At 68.4% G+C, this 23,371-nt stretch carries 23 protein-coding genes; 15 read left to right on the top strand and 8 right to left on the bottom strand.

Going from position 1 to position 23,371, the window contains the following annotated elements:
• Positions 1–144 precede the first annotated feature (144 nt).
• Positions 145–3,375: an efflux RND transporter permease subunit gene (locus BUB20358_RS25430; protein ID WP_035972363.1), complete on the bottom strand. Its 3,231-nt coding sequence runs from the start codon at positions 3,373–3,375 to the stop codon at positions 145–147.
• A gap of 282 nt (positions 3,376–3,657) precedes the next feature.
• On the opposite strand from BUB20358_RS25430, the gene BUB20358_RS25425 reads away from it, so the two are divergent.
• From BUB20358_RS25425 to BUB20358_RS25400, 6 genes are all read left to right on the top strand, one after another.
• Positions 3,658–3,942 carry a DUF4148 domain-containing protein gene (locus BUB20358_RS25425; protein ID WP_035972362.1) on the top strand — a complete coding sequence of 95 codons (285 nt, stop codon included), beginning with the start codon at positions 3,658–3,660 and terminating at the stop codon, positions 3,940–3,942.
• On the top strand, positions 3,942–4,208 hold the full coding sequence (locus BUB20358_RS25420) for a hypothetical protein (protein WP_223296940.1): 267 nt from the start codon (positions 3,942–3,944) through the stop codon (positions 4,206–4,208). Before BUB20358_RS25425 ends, BUB20358_RS25420 begins: the two co-directional genes overlap by 1 nt.
• Positions 4,209–4,435: 227 nt before the next feature.
• On the top strand, positions 4,436–5,626 hold the full coding sequence (locus BUB20358_RS25415) for a CaiB/BaiF CoA transferase family protein (protein ID WP_006764307.1): 1,191 nt from the start codon (positions 4,436–4,438) through the stop codon (positions 5,624–5,626).
• A 15-nt stretch (positions 5,627–5,641) separates the two neighbouring features.
• Complete coding sequence (locus BUB20358_RS25410) at positions 5,642–6,604, top strand: hydroxymethylglutaryl-CoA lyase (protein WP_006764306.1); 963 nt, start codon at positions 5,642–5,644, stop codon at positions 6,602–6,604.
• A 16-nt stretch (positions 6,605–6,620) separates the two neighbouring features.
• A complete protein-coding gene (locus tag BUB20358_RS25405; RefSeq protein ID WP_035972360.1) occupies positions 6,621–7,022 on the top strand; it encodes a VOC family protein in 402 nt (133 codons plus the stop codon).
• A gap of 277 nt (positions 7,023–7,299) precedes the next feature.
• Positions 7,300–8,193, top strand: a complete 894-nt coding sequence (locus tag BUB20358_RS25400) for a LysR family transcriptional regulator (protein WP_006764304.1) — start codon at positions 7,300–7,302, stop codon at positions 8,191–8,193.
• 106 nt (positions 8,194–8,299) lie between these two features.
• On the opposite strand, the gene BUB20358_RS25395 is transcribed toward BUB20358_RS25400, so the two are convergent.
• Positions 8,300–9,757, bottom strand: coding sequence for an MFS transporter (locus BUB20358_RS25395; RefSeq protein ID WP_035973353.1), 1,458 nt, complete (start codon positions 9,755–9,757; stop codon positions 8,300–8,302).
• A 500-nt stretch (positions 9,758–10,257) separates the two neighbouring features.
• Between BUB20358_RS25395 and BUB20358_RS25390 the strand changes: the two genes are divergently transcribed.
• The 6 genes from BUB20358_RS25390 to BUB20358_RS25365 all read left to right on the top strand — a co-directional run bounded on the left by BUB20358_RS25390 (position 10,258) and on the right by BUB20358_RS25365 (position 15,219).
• A complete protein-coding gene (locus BUB20358_RS25390; RefSeq protein ID WP_035972359.1) occupies positions 10,258–11,184 on the top strand; it encodes a LysR family transcriptional regulator in 927 nt (308 codons plus the stop codon).
• Positions 11,185–11,302: 118 nt separating this feature from the next.
• Positions 11,303–12,514, top strand: coding sequence for a YbfB/YjiJ family MFS transporter (locus BUB20358_RS25385; RefSeq protein ID WP_035973352.1), 1,212 nt, complete (start codon positions 11,303–11,305; stop codon positions 12,512–12,514).
• A 329-nt stretch (positions 12,515–12,843) separates the two neighbouring features.
• The gene (locus tag BUB20358_RS25380) at positions 12,844–13,944 is read left to right on the top strand and encodes an NAD(P)H-dependent flavin oxidoreductase (RefSeq protein WP_035972358.1); all 1,101 of its coding nucleotides are present in this window, start codon (positions 12,844–12,846) and stop codon (positions 13,942–13,944) included.
• A gap of 134 nt (positions 13,945–14,078) precedes the next feature.
• A complete protein-coding gene (locus tag BUB20358_RS25375; RefSeq protein WP_006764300.1) occupies positions 14,079–14,450 on the top strand; it encodes a GFA family protein in 372 nt (123 codons plus the stop codon).
• A complete protein-coding gene (locus tag BUB20358_RS25370; protein WP_006764299.1) occupies positions 14,447–14,602 on the top strand; it encodes a hypothetical protein in 156 nt (51 codons plus the stop codon). The genes BUB20358_RS25375 and BUB20358_RS25370 overlap by 4 nt, the downstream gene beginning before the upstream one ends.
• A gap of 152 nt (positions 14,603–14,754) precedes the next feature.
• Positions 14,755–15,219 carry a MarR family winged helix-turn-helix transcriptional regulator gene (locus BUB20358_RS25365; RefSeq protein ID WP_035973351.1) on the top strand — a complete coding sequence of 155 codons (465 nt, stop codon included), beginning with the start codon at positions 14,755–14,757 and terminating at the stop codon, positions 15,217–15,219.
• A 527-nt stretch (positions 15,220–15,746) separates the two neighbouring features.
• On the opposite strand, the gene BUB20358_RS25360 is transcribed toward BUB20358_RS25365, so the two are convergent.
• From BUB20358_RS25360 to BUB20358_RS25345, 4 genes are all read right to left on the bottom strand, one after another.
• On the bottom strand, positions 15,747–16,073 hold the full coding sequence (locus BUB20358_RS25360) for a DUF4148 domain-containing protein (protein ID WP_006764297.1): 327 nt from the start codon (positions 16,071–16,073) through the stop codon (positions 15,747–15,749).
• Between the two features lie 75 nt (positions 16,074–16,148).
• A complete protein-coding gene (locus BUB20358_RS25355; RefSeq protein ID WP_006764296.1) occupies positions 16,149–16,478 on the bottom strand; it encodes a DUF4148 domain-containing protein in 330 nt (109 codons plus the stop codon).
• Positions 16,479–16,545: 67 nt separating this feature from the next.
• Positions 16,546–16,965 (bottom strand): organic hydroperoxide resistance protein, encoded by a 420-nt coding sequence (locus BUB20358_RS25350; protein ID WP_006764295.1) that lies wholly within the window; start codon positions 16,963–16,965, stop codon positions 16,546–16,548.
• A 270-nt stretch (positions 16,966–17,235) separates the two neighbouring features.
• On the bottom strand, positions 17,236–17,700 hold the full coding sequence (locus BUB20358_RS25345; RefSeq protein ID WP_006764294.1) for a RidA family protein: 465 nt from the start codon (positions 17,698–17,700) through the stop codon (positions 17,236–17,238).
• Between the two features lie 155 nt (positions 17,701–17,855).
• On the opposite strand from BUB20358_RS25345, the gene BUB20358_RS25340 reads away from it, so the two are divergent.
• Positions 17,856–18,788 (top strand): LysR family transcriptional regulator, encoded by a 933-nt coding sequence (locus BUB20358_RS25340; protein WP_035973350.1) that lies wholly within the window; start codon positions 17,856–17,858, stop codon positions 18,786–18,788.
• Positions 18,789–18,837: 49 nt separating this feature from the next.
• On the opposite strand, the gene BUB20358_RS25335 is transcribed toward BUB20358_RS25340, so the two are convergent.
• Both BUB20358_RS25335 and BUB20358_RS25330 read right to left on the bottom strand, forming a co-directional pair.
• A complete protein-coding gene (locus tag BUB20358_RS25335) occupies positions 18,838–19,545 on the bottom strand; it encodes an SDR family NAD(P)-dependent oxidoreductase (protein ID WP_035972354.1) in 708 nt (235 codons plus the stop codon).
• Positions 19,546–19,776: 231 nt separating this feature from the next.
• Positions 19,777–20,595, bottom strand: coding sequence for a response regulator transcription factor (locus BUB20358_RS25330; protein WP_035972352.1), 819 nt, complete (start codon positions 20,593–20,595; stop codon positions 19,777–19,779).
• 185 nt (positions 20,596–20,780) lie between these two features.
• Here BUB20358_RS25330 and BUB20358_RS25325 point away from each other — a divergent pair, with 185 nt between their 5' ends.
• Positions 20,781–21,626, top strand: a complete 846-nt coding sequence (locus BUB20358_RS25325) for a carbon-nitrogen hydrolase family protein (protein ID WP_006764290.1) — start codon at positions 20,781–20,783, stop codon at positions 21,624–21,626.
• 145 nt (positions 21,627–21,771) lie between these two features.
• Complete coding sequence (locus tag BUB20358_RS25320) at positions 21,772–23,112, top strand: APC family permease (RefSeq protein ID WP_035972350.1); 1,341 nt, start codon at positions 21,772–21,774, stop codon at positions 23,110–23,112.
• The last annotated feature ends 259 nt before the right edge of the window (positions 23,113–23,371 follow it).

The raw sequence follows: 23,371 nt of genomic DNA, 5'->3' as shown, positions 1-23,371 counted from the left end.
GGCGGCGCTGGCGGCGTCGTGCCGCGCGCGGCGGTGGAAGGCCCGGCCGGATCGGCGGGCGGCGGGGCGAGCGGTTCGATGGTCGGGTCGTTCATGATGGGTCCGAGGTCGAGCGAATCGAATGAAAGGGACGGAAATCCGGATTCAGCGCAGCACCGGCGTGTCGGGCGCGTGGCGCGCGGCGGCCGCGTCGCGGCGCCGCTGGAGCCACGCGTGCACGAAGCCGAACAGCACCGGCACGAACAGCAGCGTGGAGACCGTGCCGAACGCGAGCCCGCCGATCACCGCACGGCCGAGCGGCGCGTTCTGCTCGCCGCCGTCGCCCAAGCCGAGCGCCATCGGCAGCATGCCGATCAGCATCGCGAGCGCGGTCATCACGACCGGGCGGAAGCGGTCGAAGCCCGCATCGAGCGCGGCCTGCCACGGCGGTTCGCCGCTCGCGAGGTGCTCGCGCGCCGCGTTCACGACCAGAATGCTGTTCGCGGTCGCGATGCCGATGCACAGGATCGTGCCGGTCAGCGCGGGCACCGACAGCGTGGTCCGCGTGACGAACAGCATCCACGCGATGCCGGCGAGCGATGCGGGCAGCCCGCCGACGATCACGAGCGGATCGAGCCACGACTGGAAATTCACGACCATCAGCAGGTAGACGAGCGCGATCGCGAGCGCGAGACCGCCGAGCAGGCCCGCGAACGATTCGTGCATCGCCTGCACCTGGCCGCGCAGCACGATCGACGAACCGGGCGGCAGCTGCGCACGCGCGTCGTCGACGAGCTTCGTCACGTCGGCCGTGACGCCGCCGAGGTCGCGCCCCTGCACCGACGCGAAGATGTCGAGCACCGGCTGCACGTTGTAGTGCGACACCACCGCCTGCTGCGTCGAGCGCGAGAACGTGCCGAGCGAGCCGAGCAGGTTCTGTGCGGGCGCACCGGCGGCCGGGCCGCCGGCCGGCGTCTGCGGCGAGCGTGCGGCGCCGGTCGGCAGCGGCACGTTCGCGAGCGCCTGCAGCGAATTCACCGTGTATTGCGGCGTCTGCACCAGCACCGGATAGCTGACGCCGTTGTGCGGATCAAGCCAGAAGTTCGGCGTCGTCTGCGAGCTGCCGGACAGCGCGATCAGCAGGTTCTGCGCGACGTCGCGCTGTTCAAGGCCGGCCTGGATCGCCTTCGTGCGGTCCACGTTCACGTCGATCGCCGGTTCGTCGCCGGGCTGCTGGATACGCGCGTCGACGAGCCCGCGCACGCCGCGCAGCTTCGCGAGCAGCGCATTGGCGACCGCACGGTTCTGATCGAGCTTGTTCCCGACGATCTGGATGTCGATCGGCGCCGGCAGCCCGAAGTTGAGGATCTGGCTGACGATGTCGGCCGGCAGGAACGCGAACGTCACGCCGGGAAACGCCTGCGCGAGCACGTTGCGCAGCTTCGCGACGTACGCGGCGGTCGACGCATGGTTCGGCTTCAGCGTGATCATCACGTCGGCGTCCTCGGTGCCGATCGGGTCGGACGAGTCGTACGTGAGGTTGATCCCGCTCACCGGCACGCCGATGTTGTCGAGCACGCCCGCGAGCTCGTTCGCCGGAATCACGGTGCGGATCTTCGCTTCGACTTCGTCGGTCAGCCGCGCGGTTTCCTCGATCCGCGTGCCGGTCGGCGCGCGCAGATGCAGCCGGATCTCGCCGGTGTCGACCGACGGGAAGAAGTCCTCGCCGGCGAACGCGAACAGGCCGGCCGACGCGACGCACGCGAGCAGGAACGCGGCCGCGAAGCGGCGGCGCCGCGCGATCGCCGCGGACAGCAGCGCACGGTAGCGCAGCCGCACGGCTTCGAAGCGATGCTCGAACGCGGCCTGGAACCGCGCGATGCGCGCGAACGCGCCGCGCGGCGGGCGGCCTTGTCCCTTCGCGCGCATCAGCGCCATCGCGAGCGTCGGCACCAGCGTGCGCGAGAAGAAGTACGACGCGACCATCGCGAAGATCACGGCTTCCGCGAGCGGCACGAACAGGTAGCGCGCGACGCCCGTCAACAGGAACATCGGCACGAACACGATGCAGATCGACAGCGTCGACACGAAGGTCGGCACCGCGATCTCGCCGGCGCCGGTCAGGATCGCGTCTTCGAGCGGCGCGCCGCGTTCGAGGTGATGCGTGATGTTCTCGATCGCGACGGTCGCGTCGTCGACGAGGATCCCGACCGCGAGCGCGAGGCCGCCGAGCGTCATGATGTTGATCGTCTGGCCGAGCGCGGACAGCGCGAGCAGCGACGTCAGCACCGCGAGCGGGATCGACACCGCGATGATCAGCGTCGCGCGCCAGCTGCCGAGAAACAGCAGGATCATCAATGCGGTCAGACACGCGGCGATCAGCGCTTCGCGCACGACGCCGTGGACCGCCGCCTTCACGAACACCGACTGATCGTCGAGCGCCGCGATGTGCAGCGCCTTCGGCAGCCCGGCTTCGATCTTCGGCAGCATCGCCTTCACCTGGTCGATGATCGTCAGCGTCGACGCGCTGCCGGTCTTTTCGACCGTCAGCAGCGCCGCACGCCGGCCGTCCGCGCGCACGATGTTGGTCTGCGGCGCGTAGCCGTCACGCACGTGCGCGACGTCGCGCACGTACACGACGTTGCCGCCGATCGTCTTCACCGGCAGGTCGTTCAGCGCGGCGACCGTCTGCGTGCTGCCGTTCATCTGCACGTCGTACTCGCGCGTGCCGATCTTCGCGGTGCCGCCCGGCAGGATCAGGTTCTGCGCATTGATCGCGTTGACGACGTCGATCGGCGCGAGCCCCTTCGCCTGCAGCGCACGCGTATCGAGATCGACGACGATCTGCCGGATCTTGCCGCCGAACGGCAGCGGCACCGCGGCGCCCTGGACCGTCGCGAGCTGCGTGCGGATGAAGCTGTTGCCGAGGTCGTACAGCTGCTGCTCGGCGAGCGTCTTGCTCGACAGCCCGAGCTGCAGGATCGGCACCGTCGACGCGTTGTACGTGATGATGTTCGGCGGCAGCGTGCCGGGCGGCAGGATGCGCAGGATCGACGCGGCGTTGCTCGCGGCTTCCGCGATCGCGCGGTTGATGTCGGCGCCGGGATGGAAAAAGATCTTCACGACCGACACGCCGTTCAGCGACTGCGACTCGATGTGCTCGATGTCGTCGACGTCGGACGTGAGCGCGCGCTCGTAGTTCGACGTGATCCGCTTCGCCATGTCCTCCGCGGAGAAGCCGTTGTACGACCACACGATGCTGACCACCGGAATGTCGATGCTCGGAAAGATGTCGGTCGGGGTGCGCAGCAGCGCGAGCGGGCCCGCGATGAAGATCAGCAGCGCGAGTACGACGAACGTGTAGGGCCTGCGCAATGCCAGCCGGACGATCCACATGATGTTGTTCCTCGAAGCAGGGCACGGATGTCGCGTTCGATTCGCGTTCGATGCGACGAGCGTGCAGTCTGCCGCCGCCGCGTTGACCCGCTGCTGACCCGAAGATTACGAAGTCGTTATCTGCGCACGCCGCCGCAGATTTCGAATTTGTCATCCGGCGGTCAGCGTCGCAGGCAGGTGCGCTGCCGACAATGGATCACGTCAGGCAGCCGGTCGCACCGCGATGCTGCCGGCGGCGCATCGCCGATGCGCCCTTGTCGAATCCTTCAGGAGAGTTTCATCATGAACCGCAGACTGATCGCAGCGAGCGCGCTGCTCGCCGTCGTGATCGGCACGCCGATCGCCGCTTTCGCGCAGACGTCGCCGCACGCGCTCACGCGTGCCGACGTGATCGCGCAGCTGATCCAGGCGCAGCGCGACGGCACGGTGCCGGCACCGAACTCCGACTATCCGCCGAGCGCGGACGCGGTCGCGCGCAATCGCGAACTGTATGCGATCGCGCACCACGAGCAGGGTGCGGCGACAGCGGGCGCGGCGACGTCGATGTCGACCGCGAGCGTGCAATGATGCGGCGGCCGGGTGCGGTGACGGCCGCGTTCCGGTTCGCGATCGCCGCGCTGCTCGCGGCGGCGGTCGCGCCCGCATTCGCCCGCGGGCAGCCCGAACTGCCGGACGACGACGGCGGGCGCGCGAGCGTGCTGTGCGCGCTCGATCCCGCGCAAGCCGCGAACTGCATGCAGCCGCATGCGACGGGCGGCGCGTTCGCGCATGCGCGGCATGCAGTGCGGGCGGGCGCATCGGCTGTCCGCGAGCGCGATGGCGCGGCACGCTGAGCGGCGCGGGTTGGCGCCCATCGCGGCCGCGTGCGGCGCCCGCGCGCGTTTTCCGGAACGGAAAGGCTCGTCGCGGCCATAACCGGCAAAGCGCCGCGCAGCGTCGCGCGGCACCGACGGATGCCTTTCCGTTCGGGAAAGGCTGGTTGAGCATCGATCGATTTTCGCCGCGCGCGAACGCCGTCATGATCGCCGTCATCGACAACACGATTTCATCGGAGACAGTCATGACGAGACCCCTCGACGGCATCCGCGTGCTGGAGCTCGGGCAACTGATCGCGGGCCCGTTCGCGGGCCGGATGCTCGCCGAATTCGGCGCGGACGTGATCAAGATCGAGCCGCCCGGCGTCGGCGATCCGCTGCGCAAATGGCGGCTGCTGCACGACGGCACGTCGGTCTGGTGGGCCGCGCAGTCGCGCAACAAGACGTCGGTCACGCTCGACCTGCGCACGCCGGAAGGGCAGGACGTCGTGCGTCGCCTCGTCGCCGACACCGACGTGCTGATCGAGAACTTCCGCCCCGGCACGCTCGAAGGCTGGGGCCTCGGCTGGGACGCGCTGTCCGCGATCAATCCGCGGCTCGTGATGCTGCGCGTGTCCGGCTTCGGGCAGACCGGCCCGTACCGCGACCGTCCCGGCTTCGGCGTGATCGCCGAAGCGATGGGCGGGCTGCGCCACCTGACCGGCGAACCGGGCCGCACGCCGGTGCGCGTCGGCGTGTCGCTCGGCGATTCGCTGTCGGCGCTGCACGGCGTGATCGGCGTGCTGCTCGCGCTGCGGCACCGCGAGCAGCAGGGCGGCAAAGGGCAGGTCGTCGACGTCGCGCTGTACGAGTCGGTCTTCAACATGATGGAGAGCCTGCTGCCCGAATACTCGGCGTTCGGCGCGGTGCGTCAGCCGGCCGGCAGCAGCCTGCCGGGCATCGCGCCGAGCAATGCGTACCGGTGCCGCGACGGCCGCTACGCGCTGATCGCCGGCAACGGCGACAGCATCTTCCGCCGGCTGATGGAGCTGATCGGGCGGCCGGACCTCGGCCGCGATCCCGCACTCGCGCACAACGACGGACGCGTCGCGCAGGTCGAGCGCATCGATGCGGCGATCGGCGAATGGACCGCGCGCCACGATCGCGACGACGTGCTCGCCGCGCTGAACGAAGCGCGCATTCCGTCGGGCCGCATCTACGACGTCGCCGATATCGCGGCCGATCCGCACTACCGCGCGCGCGACATGATCGTCGACGCCGCGCTGCCGGACGGCACGCCGGTGCTCGTACCCGGCATCGTGCCGAAGCTCGACGCGACGCCGGGACGCATCGAACGGCCGGCGCCCGCGCTCGGCGCGCATACCGATGCGGTGCTCGAATCGATCGGCATCGATGCGGCGACGCGCGACGACTGGCGCGCGCGCGGCGTGATCTGAAACGGAGGCGACGTCATGCATGCTCCGGGCAAACGGACCTACATCCACGAAGTCGCGACGCGCGACGGTTTCCAGAACGAAGCGGCGTTCGTCGATACCGACGCGAAGATCGCGCTCGTCGATGCGCTGAGCGCGTGCGGCTACGCGAAGATCGAGGTCACGTCGTTCACGTCGCCGAACGCGATTCCCGCGCTGCGCGACGCCGAAGCCGTGATGCACGGGATCGCGCGCGCGCCGGGCGTCGTCTATACGGCGCTCGTGCCGAACGTGCGCGGCGCCGAGCGTGCGCTGTCGTGCGGCGTCGACGAAGTGAATCTCGTGATGTCGACGAGCGAAAGCCACAATCGCGCGAACCTGCGGATGACGCGCGAGCAGTCGTTCGCGCAGCTGCGCGACGTGATCGGCGCGCTGCGCGGCAGCGGCGTCGCGATCAACGTGTCGCTGTCGACCGCGATGGGCTGCCCGATGGAAGGCGACGTACCGGCCGAGACCGTGCTCGCATGGATGCAGCGGTTCGCGGCGCTCGGCGTCGACGGCTTCACGCTGTGCGACACGACCGGGATGGCGTTTCCGTCGCAGGTGCGCGACCTGTGCGAGCGCGCCCGCGCGCGCTTCGGCACGCTGCAGCTCACGCTTCACTTTCACGACACGCGCGCAATGGCGCTCGCGAACACGCTTGCCGCGCTCGACGCGGGGATCGACCGCTTCGACGCGTCGCTCGGCGGGCTCGGCGGCTGTCCGTACGCGCCGGGCGCAACCGGCAACGCGTGCACCGAGGAACTCGTGCACATGCTCGCGCTCGACGGCTACGACACCGGTGTCGATCTCGCGGCCGTGCTGGCGGCCGCCGCGACGCTGCCCGCGCTGGTCGGGCACGACGTGCCGAGCCGGCTGCTGAAGGCCGGACGCCGGTCGGACCTTCATCCGCCGCCGCCCGCCGATGCAGCGGCAACGCCGGCGCAACGCGCTTTCAGGTAGACAAGGAGCGGACTTCATGGCGCTGGTCGATCGTCTCGACCATCTTGTACTGACCTGCGTCGATCCGGAGCGGACCACGCGTTTCTACACCGACGTGCTGCAGATGCAGCTCGACACGTTCGGCGCCGGGCGGCTCGCGTTCCGCTTCGGCAACCAGAAGATCAACCTGCACGTGCGCGGCGCGGAATTCGAACCGAAAGCGCATTTGCCGGTGCCCGGCGCGCTCGATCTGTGCTTCGTCGCGTCGGTGCCGCTCGACGACGTGATCGCGCATCTCGCGCGCGTCGGCTGGCCGATCGTCGAAGGCCCGGTCGAGCGCACCGGCGCCACGCAGAAGCTGCGCTCGATCTACGTGCGCGATCCCGATCTGAACCTGATCGAGATTTCGGAGCCGCTGCAGGCGGCTCGGGCGCGGTAAGCGCACGGCCGATTCTTCCGCGCAAGCAGCCGCGGTCGCTCGACGTTGCCCGACACGCGGCGCGTTGCAGCACGCGGCCGGTGTCGCGAATCCCGGCCGAAACGCGACGGCGAAACGCGTGCCGCATGCCACGCGCTCGCACCGCGCCGGCCGCACGCCCGACCCACCGTATCGCACGCGCGCGGCCGCGCGTATGATCGGCATCGCGCCGCGCCGGCGATCCGGCACGCGCACGTACCGGCCGGCCATCGCCCGGCTTCTTCCCAGGACCCGCGACATGGTGAATCCGCTTCATTTCGATCTGCAGTCGCTGCGCGTGTTCGCGCTCGTCGCCGAGCACGGCAGTCTGACCAAGGCGGCCGAACACGGCCAGCTCACGTTGTCGGCCGTCAGCAAGCGCATCGCCGAACTCGAGAGCGTGACCGGCAGCGCACTGTTCGTCCGGCATGCGCGCGGCGTCGAGCTGACGCCCGCCGGCCGCGCTTTGCTCGACCATGCGGCGAAGGTGATCGAGCAGGTCAACCGGATGGCGCACGAGATGAGCGATTACGTCGCCGGCGTGCGCGGCCATATTCACGTATGGACGAACACGTCCGCGATCGTGCAGTTCCTGCCCGCCGATCTCGCCGCATTCCTCACCGTCAATCCGGGCATCAAGGTCAGTCTCGAGGAGCGGCTGAGCCACGAGATCGTCGATGCGCTCGCGGCCGGCAAGGCCGACGTCGGCGTGTTCGCGGACAACGTGCCGGCGCCCGGCATCGAGCGCCGCGTGTACCGGCGCGACGAACTCGTGCTGCTGGTGCCGCGCGCGCATCGCTTCGCCGCGCGCGACAGCATCCGCTTCGCGGACACGCTCGACGAGGACTACGTCGGCCTCAGCGACGGCAGTTCGCTGCTCGCGCGGATGACCGACGCGGCGTTCGCGGCCGAGCGCTCGCTGAAGCTGCGGATCCAGGTATCGAATTTCGACGGCGTGAGCCGGATGATCGAGGCCGGGCTCGGCATCGGCGTGCTGCCGCGCGATGCGGTGACCGGCGAGCGCGCGTCGCGGCTCGGCGTCGTGAAGCTCGACGACACGTGGGCGACGCGCACGCTGTGGGTCGGCGTGAAGGCCGGCGCCGCGCTCAGCAGCGACGTCGCGAAGCTGTTCGATTTCATGTCGGCGCGTTGAGCGCGTCGGACGCGTTCAGGCACGTTCCGCGCGTCGACGCGCAAACGCACCGGCGCGCGTTCGCGCGCACGGTGCGCCATCGGACGGGCGACCCAATTCGCGCCGATCACACCGGATTGATTTCGTCCTGGCTGCGGCGCGTGGTCAGCGGCCCCAATACACGCAGCGTAACCGCGACGATGCCGAGCGCGACCGAGATCGTGCCGAACATCGCGCCGGCGCCGTAGTCGACGAGCACCGGCAGCAGCACGAACGGCAGCGCGCCGCTGACGATGCGCGACAGCGCATACGTGCTGCCGATCGCCGTCGAGCGCACGCGTGCGGGAAAAATCTCGGCCTGGTACACGTGATACGCGTTGCTGAACACATTCGACGCGCAGGTCGTCAACACGCCGAAGCAGACGATCAGCACCGTGTTGCCCGAATACGCGAAGCAGAGCCCGAACGCGGCGACCGACAGGATCGACGCGATCACGAGCGTGCGGCGCTCGATCCGGTTCAGCAGCGGAATCGACAGCAGCGAGCCGATCGGATAGCCGACGAACGACAGCGCGATGAACAGCGTGCTGTCCGTCACGTCGAAGCCGCGGCTCTTGACGACCGTGCCCGCGAGCGTACCGAAGCCGTAATAGCCGAAGCCCTGCAGCAGATGGAAGATCACAAGCATCAGGTAGCGCGCGCGGTACGGCCGGCGGCGCAGCAATGCGATCCGCTCGCGCAGCCCGTGCGGCCGCTGCGGCTCGGCCGGCGGCGCGAACTGTTCGGGCATGCGCACGCCGGCGCCGTCCGCGAAGCGTCGCAGCGCTGCGTGCGCGTCGGCGGTGCGCCCTTGCGCGAGCAGCCAGCGCGGGCTTTCCGGCAGCCGGTGCTGAACGAGCAGCACATATACCGCGCCGAGACTGCCGAGCGCGAGGACGATCCGCCAGCCGGCCACGCCGCCGACGTGCAGCGGGTTCAGCCATAGCGCGAGGAAGCCGACGAGCGGCACCGCGACGTACGAGGTCGTATACGCCCACGCGGCGAGGCGCCCGCGCTTGTCCTTCGGCAGGATTTCGGACAGGAAGCTGTCGGCGACCGGATAGATCGCACCGACGCCGATGCCGGTCAGAAAGCGGCACGCGACGAGCATGTCGGCGTTCACCGAAAACGCGCCGATCAGTGAGAACGCGCTGTACCACACGAGCGTCAGCAGGAACGCGTTGCGCCGGCCGATGCGATCGGCGAGGCTGCCGAGGCACATCGCGCCGACGAACATGCCGATGAATGCCGACGCGAGCAGCAGCTTGAAATCGGTGCTTTGCCGGCTCAGCCCGTATTCGTTCTGCAGCGCCGAGCCGATCGTGCTGACCAGGAAGATCTCGTACATGTCGAAGAACAGCCCGATGCCGATCACCCACACGACGAACCGGTGCAATGCGCCGACCGGCATGTCGTCCATGAAGTCGCCGAGCGTGACGCCGTGGGCGGAGAGAGGCGGCGCATCGGCGCCGGTTCGCGCCGCGCACGGCAGTGCGGACGCGCGGTCGTCCGCGCGCCCGCCAAGGTCGAGGGATTGGCTGTTCATCGTGTCTCCAGATTTGTCGGAATAGGGATGCGGGGCCGTCGCGCGCGGCATCGCGGCACTGCGGCGACGCGCGCGTTCGCACGTCGCAACGGCGTGCATGCCGCGTTCGCGTCGCGCCGCATGCACGGGCTGCGCGCGGACGGCCCGACACCATGGTCCGCGAATTCGCCGCACTCGATAATTGCGGATGCTTCAAGCATCCTTTCCCGTGCAGAAAGGCTGCGGCGTGCGGGCGGGCGGAGCGGCGTGCGGCGCCGCACGCGACGCGCATCCACCGGCCCGGCCCGTCGCGACGCCGACGCTCGTCGCCCCCTGATTGCACGTCGCGCCCGACGCAACGCCCCGCCGCCTTGCGGCGATGCGCGGCGCGACGCCGAATCGCTCCGCCGGGCTTTCCCGCGCGCCGACCGGCATGCGCGGCCGCCGCCGACGCGTGCGGTAGACTTCACGCTCGTTTCCCGCCACTGCCCCCCACACGAGCGCTGACCCGCCGACCCGCCATGGACCGAATCGATGCGATGAAGGTGTTCGTCGCCACGCTCGACGAGGGCAGCCTCGCGGGAGCGGGGCGGCGGCTCGGCCGCTCGCCGGCCGCCGTCAGCCGCGCGATCGCGTTCCTCGAGGCGCACACGGGCACCGCGCTGCTGTACCGGACGACCCGCACGATCCGCCTGAGCGAAGCCGGCGAACGCTACGCGGCCGCATGCCGGCGGATCCTCGCCGATCTCGAGGAAGCCGACATGCTGGTCGCCGACGAGCGCTCGGCGCCGCGCGGGCTGCTGACGATCACCGCGCCGGTCGCCGCCGGCGAGGACCTGCTGCGCGCGCTGCTCGACGAATTCATCGACCGTCATCCGGCCGTGTCGATCCGGCTGCAACTGCTCGATCGGCCGGTCAGCCTGATCGACGAAGGGATCGACGTCGCGCTGCGCATCGCGCATCTCGCCGATTCGACGCTGGTCGCCGTGCCGGTCGGCGCGGTGCGGCGCGTGGTCGTCGCGTCGCCCGGCTATCTCGCCGCGCATCCGCCGATCGAGACGCCGGCCGATCTCGCGCAGCACCGGGTCATCTCGATGACGCATTTCGGGCTCGACTCGTGGAGCTTCCCGCCGTCCGGGCAGTCGGCGCTGCCGCAGGTCGTGCAGTTCGCACCGCGCTTCATCGTCAATACGATCCGCGCGGCGATCGCGTCGGCCGTCGCCGGTCACGGCGTCACACGGCTGTTCTCGTATCACGTCGCCGACGCGGTGAAGGACGGCGCGCTGCGCATCGTGCTGCGCGACAGCGAGCACGCGCCGCTGCCCGTTCATCTGCTGACGCCGTACGGCCGCCTGTCCGTGCCGAAAGTGCGAGCGTTCGTCGATTTCGCCGCGCCGCGGCTGCGCGAGCATTTCGCGCGACTGTCGCAGATCACGGACGACGATTGAACCGCGGCGCGGAAGAATATCTTCCGTACGACGCCGATTCTCCCGTTTATCGATCCAATCTAGACTGGCTCCCATCGACCGGCGCGCGTTCGCGCCGATCGTCCGAATGGAGCCCAACATGCAGCAAGCGCTTCCCAATCTGCCGCGCGCGCCGGCGTTCAACGTATGGCGCGGCACGGTGTCCGGCGCGAGCGCCAGCCTGATCGGCATCGGCCTCGCGCGCTTCGCGTACACGCCGCTGCTGCCGGCGATCATCGGCGCGCACTGGTTTCCCGCATCGAGCGCCGCCTATCTCGGCGCGGCCAATCTCGGCGGCTATCTGGCCGGCGCGCTCGTCGCCGGTACGCTCGCGCGCCGGCTCGGCCCGGTCGGCGTGCTGCGCGCGATGATGCTGGTCGCGACGCTGGCGTTCGTCGCGTGCGCGGCGCCCGTGTCGTTCCTGTGGTTTTTCGTCTGGCGTTTCGCGTCCGGGCTGTCGGGCGGCGCATTGATGGTGCTCGCCGCGCCGACCGTCCTCGCGCACGTGCCGGCCGCCCGGCGCGGCTTCGCGAGCGGCGGCATCTTCACCGGAATCGGCCTCGGCATCGCGGCGTCCGGCACGATCGTGCCGATCCTGCTGCGGCAGGGACTGACCGCGGCGTGGCTCGGGTTGGCCGCCGTGTCGCTGCTGCTGACGGTGGTCGCGTGGCGCGGCTGGCCGGCGGACGGCGCGCCGCCGGCCGCGAATGCGCGGTCGCACGACGCATCCGCGCGCCCGCTGCCCGCCGGCCGCCTGCGCGCGCTGTACGTCGCATACGGGCTGAACGCGGTCGGGCTCGTCCCGCACATGATCTTCCTCGTCGACTACGTCGCGCGCGGGCTCGGCAAGGGCGTCGACGCGGGCGCGCAATACTGGGTGCTGTACGGCCTCGGCGCGATCGTCGGGCCGCTCGCGTGCGGACATCTGGCCGACCGCGCCGGGTTCGGCCGCGCGCTGCGCATCGCGTTCGCGATCGAGGCGGCCGCGGCGGTGCTGCCGCTGCTCGGCCTCGGGCCGGCCGCGCTGATCGTGTCGAGCGTCGTGATCGGCGCATTGACGCCCGGCATCGTGCCGCTCGCGCTCGGCCGCGTCAACGAACTGCTCGCGCATCGCGCGGCGGACGCGAAGCACGCGTGGCGCAGCGCGACGACCAGTTTCGCGATCATGCAGGCGCTCGCCGCTTACGGGCTGTCGTACCTGTTCGCATCGAGCGGCGGCCGCTACGACGTGCTGTTCGCGGTCGGCGCCGCCGCGCTCGCGATCGCGTTCGCGGTCGACCTGATCGTGACGGCGAACGCGCGCACGCGGTGAGCGTCGCCGCGCGCACCGTCCGTTCAGCCCGCAACGCTTGCCGGGCGGCCGGTCACCGCGCATCGCACCGGCGCTGCATTCGGTGTTTTCGTCACCGGTGCGCTGCCGGCCGCCAGCGCGGCGCTCGTGTATCGGGTCCGGAGCCGCCAGGCGCTCGTGCGCGGCAGCGGCGTGGCGTACGATGAGCACCGCAGCCCGCGCGCCGGCCGGTACGCGAGTCCGCGCAGGCTGCGGCGGCGCCGAATCGCAGCGCGCACGAACCACGCAACGCGCTTTGCCGGCGCAACGGCGAAGCATTCCGAACGTCGATGTTGCAGGAGACAAACGACATGAATCGATCGACCGAAAACCGCACGCTGCTGCGCATGCTCGGCATCCGTGCACCGATCATCCAGGCGCCGATGGCCGGCGTCAGCACGCCGGCGCTCGCGGCCGCGGTGTCGAACGCGGGCGGGCTCGGCTCGCTCGGCGTCGGCGCGACGAACGCCGACGGCGCGCGCAAGATGATCCGCGACACGCGCGCGCTCACCGACCGGCCGTTCAACATCAACGTGTTCTGCCACCGGCCGGCGCGCGCGGACGCGGCGGTCGAACGCGCGTGGCTCGACTGGCTCGCGCCCGTGTTCCGCGAATACGGTGCGACGCCGCCCGCATCGCTGGCGGAGATCTATACGAGCTTCGTCGCCGACGACGCGATGCAGGCGATGCTCGTCGAAGAAAAGCCGGCCGTCGTCAGCTTCCATTTCGGATTGCCGTCGGCCGACGTGATCGCCGCGCTCAAGCGTGCGGGCATCACGTTGTTCGCGTCCGCGACGAACGTCGACGAGGCGCGGCAGGTCGCCGCGGCCGGCGTCGACGCGATCGTCGCGCAAGGGATCGAAGCCGGCGGACACCGCGGCGTGTTCGATACGACCGTCCGCGACGACCGCCTCGGCACGTTCGCGCTGACGCGGCTGATCGCGCGCGAATGCGCGCTGCCGGTCATCGCGGCGGGCGGCATCATGGACGGCGACGGCATCGCGGCCGCGCTCGCGCTCGGCGCGCAGGCCGCGCAACTCGGCACCGCGTTCGTCGCGTGTCCCGAGACGTCGATCGACGACGGCTACCGGCGCGCGATCCTCGGCGACGACACGTATCGCACTACATTCACGGCTGCGATCTCGGGCCGTGTCGCGCGCGGCCTCGCGAACCGGCTGACCGCGCTCGGCGACGATCCGCGCGCGCCCGCGGTGCCGGCTTACCCGATCGCGTACGACGCGGGCAAGGCGCTGCATGCGGCCGCGAAGGCGAAGGGCGAGTTCGGCTACGGCGCGCAATGGGCCGGGCAGGCCGCGCCGCTCGTCCGTTCGCTGCCGGCCGCCGAACTGTTCGCGACGCTCGAGAGCGAAACGCGCGCGGCGATCGAACGGTTGCGGCACGCGCTGGACTGACGTCCGCGCGACGCACGGCGCGAGCGGGAATTGCAATGTTCCGTATCCGCGCCGCGCGCGGATACGTTGCGATACAACGGCTTCGTGCGCGTTCGCTATAACGCAGGCATGACCTCTTCCTTCCGGAGCACTGCATGTCCGCCGCCTGGTTCAAAGGGTCCTGCCATTGCGGGGCCGTCAAGTTCGAAGTCCGCACCGCCGTCGAGCCGGCGGTCCGCTGCAACTGCAGCCTCTGCCGGCGTCGCGGCGCGCTGATGAGCCCGATGTTCGACGCGCACGAGCTGAAGATCGTCGCAGGCGACGACGCGCTCACGTGCTACCGCTTCAACACGCTGGTGGCGCGCCACTATTTCTGCAGCCGTTGCGGCGTCTATCCGTTCCACCAGACGCGCAAGGATCCGGCGCGCTGGCGCGTCAATCTGGGCTGCCTGGACGGTATCGATCCGTACGCGCTCGACGCGACGGTCGCCGACGGCGCGAGCCTGTCCGTCGTGGAGGACGCATGAAACGCTGGCTGATGATCCTGCTGTTCGCCGCGGGCGGCCTCGCGACCGAAATCGCGCATCCGGTGCAATGCTCGCTGCTGTCGGAAAGCCGGCTGCGGGTCGGTCCTCGTCGCGAGCGGGACGAACGGGGCGGCCGCGAACGGCACGGATGAACGCGGTTTCGCGCGCCGGCCAGTCGCGCTCGCGACACGGTCTGCGTTTCCGCATCCTGTTGATCGGCAACGATTTTCATGCTTCCGATAAGATCGCATGCGATATATAATCGATGCATCTGCGGCCGTTCCCGCGCCGCTGGAGGAAGTTCATGAAGACGACCGACGCACCATCGCCCGCCACGCCGAAGCTGTCCGAATTCCTGTGCTTTGCGATCTATTCGACGAACCTCGCGTTCGGCAAGGCCTACAAGCCGATCCTCGAAGAACTGGGCCTCACGTACACGCAATACATCACGATCATTGCGCTGTGGGAGGAGGACAACCAGACGGTCGGCCAGCTCGGCGAGAAGCTGTTCCTCGAATCGAACACGCTGACGCCGATCCTGAAGAAGCTCGAAGCGATGGGTTATCTCGAACGGCATCGCGATCCGTCGGACGAGCGCCAGGTCGTCGTGAGCCTGACGAAAAGCGGCCGGCGCGTACGCGAGAAGGGGCTCGACATGGATCTCGTCGAAGCCACCGGCCTGAAGCCCGATGAATTCGCGAAGGTGCAGAAGGCGATCGTCACGCTGCGCGGCAATCTGCTGCGTTCGACCGAAGCGCAGCAATCGTGATCGCGGGCCGGCGACGCAAGTGTCGCCGGCGTGCACCGTTTTGCCAATCGTTGTTCGTGGGCCGCCGGCGTCGCTGGCGGCTGTTCATCGAATGTGTGCGATGCGCGCTGCAACCGGTGCGCGATCAGCAACGCATCGAATCTTCCCCGTTCCAATCGGCAGCGCGCCGGATCTTGCACGGTTACGACGTGAACGACACAGCGCCGAAGGTTCGCGTCGTTCTTCGATCGTGACGAACCGGCGTTCTCGTGCGTGCTTCCATTGCGAATGCGGGAGCCGGCATCGACCGATCCCGCATCGATTCCGGCACAAGATCATCGACCGTTTCGCTTTGCCGGTGGTCGGCATCGTGCATACGAAACGGCGTGTAACGTGCATCGCGGCGATCGGCGTTTATTTGCATCGACTTCCGTATCCGCATTGCGGCTCCCAGCCGCCAACTTGTTCAGTTCAAAACCAAAAGCGCATGCGATTACATCGCATGTGCTTTATTTGCCGGGAATCGACGACCGTATCGTCGCGCGCGCTCAATGACCGAAGTAGATCGAGCGCTCGGTCACGCGCGTGACGGTGCGAATGCCGGACTGCGTCGCGCCGGCGGCGTCGTTTCCGTATCCGGACGTCTGCGTATCGGCGACCTGCGCGGCATTGTCGCGAACGCGGTTCAGTGCCGCCTGCAGGTTGTCCGGATAGTGCGGATCGTTCGGGCGGTTCGGCAGATAACCGGCCTTCTCGAGCGCGGCCAGTTCCGCGCGGACCTGCGCACGCGTGACGGGGCTTTCCGCTGCGAATGCGGGAGCGGTAGCGGCAGCCGACACGGCGGCGAGCAGCACGGCGATCAGTTGGGTCTTCATCGTTCACCTCGAAGGAAAGAACAGGTATTACGGGTTGCGCATCGTGCGCCGGCAGCCGGCGCCCGGTGCAGGCATTCAATGGCCGAAGTAGATCGAGCGTTCGGCGACGCGCGCGACATGCTGACGGGCGCCGGACTGCGTGCCGGCCGCCGCGTCGCGGCCATAGCCGGACGTCGACGTGTCGGCCGCCGCTGCGGTACGCGCATCGATACGCGCGAGCGCGGCTTGCAGGTCGTCCGGATAGTGTGGATCGTTCGCACGGCCGGGCACGTAGCCGGCTTTCTCGAGCTGCACGAGCTCCGCGCGCACCTGCGCACGCGTGACGACGGCTTCGTCGGCAAACGCCGGCGCGGCAACGGACGCCGAAACGGCAACGAGAACGGCTGCGATCAAACGGGTTTTCATCATTCACCTCGACAGGAAAGTAAGGGTTCGGCAGGCGGCGACGTGCCGCCCGGACAGCGTTCAGACTTCAGACGATACGGATCTCGACGTCGATGTTGCCGCGCGTCGCCTTCGAATACGGGCAGGTCTGATGCGCGGTGTCGACGATGCGTTGCGCGACTTCGCGATCGAGGCCCGGCACGCTCACGTTCAGGCGGGCCTGCAGGAAGTACGCGTTGCCGGTCATCCCCAGATCGACTTCGGTGTCGACCGCAAGATCGGCCGGCAGCGTCACCTTCGACGCACGTGCGGCAAGCTGCATCGCGCCGATGAAGCAGGCCGACCAGCCGGCCGCGAACAGCTGCTCCGGATTGGTGCCGTTGCCGGCGCTGCCGGGCGACGACAACTGGATGTCGAGGCGGCCGTCGGTGCTGCGCGCCGCGCCGTCGCGGCCGCCCGAAGTCGTATGCGTCTTGCCCGTGTACAGCACTTTTTCGATCTTGCTCATCGTTCACTCCGTCGGTTTGGAAGGTTTTCTCAGATGCGATTCGATCGCATGCGATGGAGTTTCGTCGAGACGACCCGCGGCGTCAAGCGTATTCGATTGAATCGCACGCGATATTTTGTATTTCAATGTATCTGAAACGCGCACGGCCTTGCACGACAAGGCTCGCCGCCGATCGAGCCGCGATATCGGCATGCCGACGCAAAGCGGAAATTCGTGCGGCGACGGGCACGCGTGCCGGATCGGGGCGGTCACCGTCGCGCGCGCCGCGCATCACGCCGGAAGGATTTCGGCGATCACGACGAGGACGACGGCCGCGTCCGCCGGCAGTTGGCGCTGCGAGAACGCGGAACGCGCATGGCCCGCCTTGTCGCCGAGCACCGCGGCGAACAGGTCGGACGCGCCGTCGATCACGGCCGGCTGCCCGAAAAAGCCGTCGGCCGACGCGACGTGTCCTTCGACGCGCACGATATGGTGCAGGCGGTCGAACCCGCCCAGATGCGCGCGGATCTGCGCGAGCACGTTCAGCGCGGCAAGCTGCGCTGCGTGCCGTCCTTCGTCGACGCTCAACCGTTCGCCGACGCGGCCCGCGTACGCGAGCTTGCCGTCGACGAGCGGCAATTGTCCGGACACGAACAGCAGGTTGCCGGCTTCGCTGACGGCCGTATAGCTGCCGAGCGGTTGCGGCGGGTCGGGAAGGGCGAGGCCGAGTTCGGCCAGTTTTCGTTCGATCGTCATGTCGTGCTCCTTTCAGGGTGATATTCGTGCACACTCGTCGCTTCATGCGCCGCGGCTGCCGCCGAACCGCACGGCAGCCGCGCATAACGGGCATCGCGGGCAAGGCGGCACGCCGGCCGCGATCGCCACGCACCGGATACGGCAGGAACCGCGTCATGCAACGAAAATTCGACGATTTGCTGCTCGGCAGCATCGAGCTGTTCTGTCTGGCCGCCGAGCTCGGCAGCTTCACGCTCGCGGCCACCGCGGCGAGCGTGACGCCGGCGGCCGTGAGCCGATCGGTCGCGCGGCTCGAAGAGCGCCTCGGCGTGCGGCTGTTCGTGCGTACGACGCGCCAGATCCGCCTGACCGATTCCGGGCGACGCTACTTCGAGCAATGCCGCGACGCGCTGTCGCAACTCGTCGATGCGGAACGCGAAGCGACCGGCCAGCAGGCGACGCCCGCCGGCGTGCTGCGCATCAGCATGCCGACGCCGTACGGACACTACCGCGTGCTGCCGCTGCTGCCGGCGTTTCGCGAGCGGTATCCGGACGTCCGCGTCGAAACGCATCTGAGCAACCGCAACATCGACTTCGCGGAGGAAGGCTTCGATCTTGCGATCCGCGGCCGCGCGCCGGCCGATTCGAGCCTGGTCGCGCGCAAGCTCGAGGATGCGGAACTCGTCGTCGTGGCGGCGCCCGGCTATCTGAAGCGTGCCGGCACGCCGACCGCCGTCGGCGACCTGCATGCGCACGAATGCATCCAGTTCGAGCTGCCGAGCAGCGGGCGGCCGATTCCGTGGCTGTTCGCCGACGCCGCCGACGAACTCGACGTCGCGACGACCGGCAGCTACGGCACGTCCGGCGACGTGCTCGCCGGCGTCACGCTCGCGCGCAGCGGCGCCGGCCTGTTCCAGACGTATCGCTTCATCGTCGAACGCGATCTGCGCGACGGCACGCTGGTCGAGGTGCTGACCGGGTTCGGCGGCCGCTCGCGGCCGTTCATGCTGCTGTATCCGCATGCTCGCTACCTGTCGTCGCGCGTGCGCGTGTTCGTCGACTATCTCGTCGAGCATTTGAACCGCGCGCCCGGAAGGAAGGCGCGCTAGCTGCAGGTTCGCCGCTCGCATTTCGGCGTCCTCGCGCGCGCGTCGCCGCTCAATGCCCGGCGCTCTGTCCGCCGTCGACGTGCAGGATCTCGCCGGTGACGAACGACGCCGAATCGAGATACAGGATCGCATCGACGATGTCGGTCATGTCGCCCATGCGGCCGACCGGGTGCAGCGACGCGAGCGTCGCATGCGTTTCGGGCGCATGCATCGGCGACTTGATGATCCCCGGCGACACCGCATTGACGCGGATGCCGGCCTTCGCATATTCGATCGCGAGCGATTTCGTCGCGGCGTTCAGCCCGCCTTTCGTCAGCGACGCGAGCACCGACGGCACGTTGCTGTTCGCGTGATCGACGAGGCTCGTCGTGATCGTGACCACGTGGCCGCTGCCGTGCCGCTGCATCGCGTCGATTGCGCGCTGCGTGACGTAGAAGAAGCCGTCCAGATTGACGCGGTTGACGGCCGCATAGTCGTCCGCCGTGTACTGCGTGAACGGCTTCGCGATGAAGATGCCCGCGTTGTTGACCAGCGTATCGACCCGGCCGAAGCGCTCGAGCGCGGCTTCGACGACGCGCTGCGCGACGGCCGGATCGCCGATGTCGCCGGCAACGGTCGCGACGTCCGGATCGTTCGACGCGCCGATCGAACGGGAAGTCGCGACGACGCGATGGCCGCGTGCACGGAATGCGTTGACCGTTTCCGCGCCGATGCCTTGCGACGCGCCGGTGACGATGACGACTTTGGATGTGCTCATGGTATGCCTCGACAGGTGAAGGATTCCGGCTTTCGTGCCGACCGGATCGATGAATCCGATGGACGAGACTGTAGGCGCGTCGGCCCGGCGTTCGAACACCCACCATGGAGCAACAGTCTTGCGCGGCAGGAACAAATGCGGGGAAGGGGGGAGCGCCGGCGCGGGGGCGCGGCGATCGTCGCGCCGTGCCGCGCCGCATCGTGCCGTGCGGTGCAGGAACGCCGCGATCCGTCAGGCCGGCTCGCCCGTCGCGCCGCGGTCGTAGAACAGCGCGAACAGTTCCGACTGCGAGCCGATGCCGAGCTTCGCGTAGATGTGCTTTTTGTGTGCGCGCACGGTTTCGAACGAGATCGACAGTTTGTCCGCGATCGCACGCGACGAGAATCCGCTCAACGACAGCATCGCGACTTCGATTTCACGCGCGGTCAGCGCGCCGCGCCCGTTCTTGTCGGTCAGCGTGCCGAAGCGGGCGTGCGGATCGGTCGCGTGGCCTGCGGACGCGCGCGGCGGCGCCTTCGCCGCGAACGTCTCGAAGCGCAGGCGTTGCTGCATCAGCGCAAGCACCCACGGCGCGTACAGCGTCAGCAGCGCCAGCTCGCGCTCGTCGTACTGGCTTGTCTTGCCGAGCGAAAAGCCGAGCGTGTGATCGCGATCGATCACGACGTTGAAATGCACTTCGTCGCCGACGATGTTCTTCTTGAAATAGCGCTGGTAATACTCGGTCATCCGGAAGTTGTCCGGCGCGACGTCGGCAAGCGTGTAGAAGCCCGACGCCTGCGTTTCGAACGCGGCGAGATAGAACGGATCCAGCTGATAGAGCGCCGCCAGATAGTCCTGAAACATCAGGTCGGCCTTGCCGTCCGGCATCGCCTGTTCGGCCAGCACGAGCGGTGCGGCATCGCGCGCAAAGCGCAGCGCGACCCAGTTGTCGAAACCGAGATGCCGCTCGAGCACGCGCGTGAGGCGTGCCCAGAAATGCGGGCCATCGAGGGCGTCGATGGCCGAGCCGATCTCCCTGTGAAAAGCGAGATCCCGCCATTCGAAGTCCATCCTGTCCTCCAGTGAGGGTAACCCTGCCGGGGAATTTGAGGTCAAAAATAATACCCCGATAATCGACGTCGACCGGAAGCGGCGCCGCGTGCACCGCTTCGCGCGACGAACCGGGCCGAACCGCACGCGCGACACGTGCAGCGCCGGCGTCGCGCAATCGAAAGGCTATTGAAGGAGATGGATGGATGCAGGTAGAACTCGCGCAACTTTCGCTCGTCGACGCCGACGTCGCGCACAACACCCGCAAGACGATCGACACGATCGCGCGTGCCGACGTGGCCGGCGGCACGAAGCTCGTCGTGTTCCCCGAGACGACGCTGTCCGGGTTTCCGACGCGCGAGAACGTCGCCGACGTCGCGCAGCCGATCGACGGCCGCGCAGTGTCGGCGGTGCGCGACGCGGCGCGGCAAAAGGGCGTCGCCGTCGCGCTGGGCTTCGCGGAGCGCGACGGCGAACGGTTCTACAACACCACGGTGCTCGTGGACAAGAACGGCGACATCGTGCTGCGCTATCGGAAGACGCATCTGTGGGCGTCGGACGTCGGCGTATTCACGCCCGGCGACCGTTTCGAGACGTGCGTGTGGAACGGCCTGACGGTCGGCCTGCTGATCTGCTACGACATCGAATTCCCGGAAACGGCGCGTGCGGTCGGCTCGCTCGATGCCGATCTGCTGATCGTCACCAACGGCAACATGGATCCGTTCGGCCCCGTACACCGCCGCGCGATCGCCGCGCGTGCGATGGAAAACCAGATGTTCGCGGTGATGGTCAATCGCTGCGGTTCCGGCGACGACGACCTGACGTTCGCCGGCCTGTCCGCGCTCGTCGATCCGTTCGGCGAAATCGTCACGGAGCTCGGCCGCGACGAGATGGTCGTGCCGGCAAGCATCGATCTCGCGCGCATCGAAGCGAGCCGCGAACACTACAACTATCTGCACGACGCGCGCGTAACGCTCGGTCTCGCGCCGGTCGAACAGACGGGCGCCAATCGGGCGGTCACGATCGACGCGCGCGGGCAGCGCGCGCGGTAGTGGTAGCGGTAGCCGTATCCGCATTCCGTGCACGGCATGTGCAGCGCATCGCGCATTGCGCGCCGCAGATGCCGGCCTTCACATCGAAATGCCGGCCCGATCGCACAAAGGCATTCGCATCGGCCGCCAAGGCCCAGGAGATAACATGCAAGCGTCGTCACCCCATGAACCGGCACGCCTGAAGCGCACGCTCGGCCTGCCGTCCGTCCTGTTGTTCGGTCTCGCGTATATGGCGCCGCTGATCGTCTACGGGACCTACGGCGTGCTCGCCAAGGCCAGCGACGACACGGCAGCGCTCGCGTATCTGCTCGCGCTGGTCGCCATCGCGTTCACCGCGCTCAGCTACGGCAAGCTCGCGCGGCTCCATCCCGCTGCCGGTTCCGCGTATACGTACACGCGCAGGACGTTCAACCCGCACGTGGGCTTCATGATCGGCTGGGCGACGCTGCTCGACTATTTCTTCCTGCCGATGGTGATCTGGCTGATCGGCGCCGCGTATCTGAACGCCGCATTTCCACACGTGCCGACGTGGGTCTGGATCGTCGCGTTCATCGTGCTGACGAGCGGCCTGAACGTCGTCGGCATCGAACTCGCCGCGCGCTTCAACATCGTGCTGATGATCGTTCAGCTGGCGATCGTCGCGATGTTCGTCGTGCTGTGCTGGCACTATGCGTCGGCCGCGGCGGGCGAGGGCGGTATCGCGATGGCCGAACCGTTTTTCAAGCCGCACGTGCCGTTCGGCGCGACGATGGCTGGTGCCGCGATCGCCGCCTATTCGTATCTCGGCTTCGACGCCGTGTCGACGCTGACCGAGGAAACGATCGATCCGAAACGGAACATGCCGCGCGCGATCCTGCTGATTGCGCTGATCGGCGGCGGAATCTTCGTGATCGCGGCATACACGATGCAGCTTGCGCATCCCGGCGTCGGCTTCAAGGATACGGATTCGGCCGCGTTCGAAGTGGCGAAGATGATCGGCGGCGACTTGTTCGTCACGGTGTTTCTCGCGGGGCTGATTCTCGCGCAGTTCGCGTCGGGAATTTCGGCGCAAGCGAGCGTCGGGCGGCTGCTTTATGCGATGGGTCGCGATGAAATCCTGCCGAAACGGATCTTCGGTTTCGTTCACCCGCGCTTCAAGACGCCGGCGATCAACATCGTGCTGGCCGGCGCGGTCGGATTGATCGCGCTGAAGCTGGACGTCGCAACGTCGACGTCGTTCATCAACTTCGGCGCTTTCCTTGCCTTTACGGCCGTCAATCTGTGCGTGATTCGGCTGTATTTTTCCGGCAATCATGGCGAGCGCAGGATCGGGATGCTCGGCGGGCTCGTATGTCCGCTGATCGGCGCGGTATCGGACGTCTGGCTGCTCGTCAGCCTTGAGAAGACGGCGCTCGTGCTCGGCGCCGCGTGGTTCGTGCTCGGGCTCGTGTATCTGGGCTGGATGACGCGGCTATTTCGACAGGCGCCGCCGGAAGTGGCGGTTTGATCGGGTTGAGGCTCGGGCGTGCGCGGGTCGAGTCGGTTTCGGCGAAGCCGGCGTCGTTGGGTAGCTCATCGCGGTCGTTCGCGTGCGCCGCGTGGCGATTTCGTCGACTTCGACTTCGACTTCGGCTTGGGTGCCGGGTGCCGGGTGCCGGGTGCCGTGACTCAAGTGTGCCGTCTGCAACGGAGCCTATCCGATCTTTTGTGTGTGAGGCATAAACTGATGGCCAAGGAGCCACTTTATGCCACGCAAACGCAAGGAA

The organism is Burkholderia dolosa, assembly GCF_902499135.1.
Classification (GTDB): domain Bacteria; phylum Pseudomonadota; class Gammaproteobacteria; order Burkholderiales; family Burkholderiaceae; genus Burkholderia; species Burkholderia dolosa.
Note: the sequence above shows the minus strand (reverse complement) of the source record. Positions and strands in the feature narration are given on the sequence as shown.